We start from the raw sequence: 1,907 nt of genomic DNA on the forward strand, positions 1-1,907 counted from the left end.
GGAACTCGGCCGGCGCCGGCCTGGCGGTGCGGTCCGGCGTTCCGTCCCTGGTCCTACCCACAAACGAAGCGCCAACCGCCGCGCCGTCGCCCCAGGCCCAGAGCGAGGACGCGCGGCTGAACGCCTTCTTCGAAGAGGCCTCCCAGGCCCGCATCGCCCTTAGCCCGCAACAGATGACCTCGCTGGGCATCAAGACCGACTATGACAGGCTGGACGACGTCTCGGACGCCGCCGCAGACCGCGCCCTGGCCCTGTCCGAAAGCCAGCTGGCCCGGATGAAGGCCGAGTTCGATCCCGAGAAACTGGGGCCTCAGGCGCGGCTGTCGTGGCGGATGTTCGAATATGGCGTCCAGCAGGCCCGACTGTCGAACCAGTGGCGCGACTGGGGCTTTCAGTTCGCCGCCAACGGCAATCCGACCACCAGCCTGCCCGTCTTCCTGATCAATAACCACCGCGTCTCCAGCGTCGCCGACGCCGAAGCCTATGTCGCCCGGCTGCGCGCCGCCCAGGTCCAGATGGGCCAGGTCGCCGACGAACTGCGCCAACGCGCGGCGGCCGGCGTGGTGTCGCCCCGCTTCGTTTTTGCACCCTCCATCGCCAATACCCGCAACGTCATCTCCGGCGCGCCGTTCGATGACGGGGCGGACAATCCGGTCTGGGCCGATTTCAACAAGAAGGTTGCGGCGCTGGAGGCCGATCAGGCGACCAAGGACCGGCTGTCGTCCGAAGGCCGCGCCGCCCTGACCGGCCCCTACAAGGCCGGGTTCGAGACCGTGCTGACGGCCCTGGCCGAGGTTCAGCCTCTGGCCGACAGCGACGCCGGCGTATGGCGTCTGCCGCAGGGCGAGGCCTATTACAACGCCCGGCTCCAGCTCTCGACGACGACCGACCTGACCGCCGACCAGATCCATCAGATCGGCCTGGACGAGGTGGCCCGCATCCAGGCCGAGATGGAAGTCATCAAGGCCCAGGTCGGCTTCACCGGCACGCTGCAGGACTTCTTCGTCTTCCTGAAGACCGATCCGCGCTTCCAGTATCCGAACACGCCGGAAGGCAAGGAACAGTATCTGACAGACGCGCGCGGCTTCATCGCCCAGGTGATGGCGGCGGCCCCTCAGTGGTTCTCGACCCTGCCCAAGGCGGCGCTGGAGGTGCGGGCGGTCGAGCCGTTCCGCGAGGCGACGGCCTCGATCGCCTTCTACAACTCGCCGGCGCCGGACGGGTCGCGGCCGGGCATCTATTACGTCAACCTGTCGGACATGACCCAGGTGCTGAAGCCCCAGATCGAGGGCATCAGCTATCATGAGGGCGCGCCGGGCCACCATTTCCAGATCGCCTATGCCCAGGAGATCGAGGGCCTGCCGCGCTTCCGTCGCTTCGGCGGCTACGGCGCCTACGCTGAGGGCTGGGGCCTCTATGCCGAGCAGCTGGGCAAAGAGATGGGCTTCTATCAGGATCCCTATTCCGACTTCGGCCGTCTTTCGACCGAGCTGTGGCGCGCGGTACGGCTGGTGACCGACACGGGCCTGCACGCCAAACGCTGGAGCCGCGAACAGGCGATGGACTATTTCCGCCAGAACTCCCTGCTGTCCGAGCGCGACATCGAAAAGGAAGTCGAGCGCTACATCACCAATCCCGGACAGGCGACCAGCTACAAGATCGGCGAGCTGAAGATCGAGGAACTGCGCGACCGGGCCAAGGCGGCCCTGGGCGACCGGTTCGACATCAAGGACTTCCACGCCGTGGTCCTGGGCTCCGGCTCGGTGCCGCTGGACGTGCTGGAAGACCAGGTGGACGGCTGGATCGCGGCGGGCGGCGGAGCGCCGACGACCTAGACACGCCTTTCTCCCTCCCCCTCGGGGGAGGGGGGTCGTGGAGCGACCGGGTGGGAGCGGCCCGGCAGGGAC

General features: G+C 67.6%; 1 protein-coding gene. It reads left to right on the forward strand.

What is annotated here, in order from left to right; genetic code table 11:
• On the forward strand, nucleotides 1–1,835 hold a 1,835-nt coding region (locus tag ER13_RS17140), incomplete at its 5' end, for a DUF885 family protein (RefSeq protein WP_197019818.1).
• Nucleotides 1,836–1,907 lie beyond the last annotated feature (72 nt).

This window comes from Brevundimonas sp. EAKA (assembly GCF_000698025.1).
In the GTDB taxonomy this organism is placed as follows: domain Bacteria; phylum Pseudomonadota; class Alphaproteobacteria; order Caulobacterales; family Caulobacteraceae; genus Brevundimonas; species Brevundimonas mediterranea_A.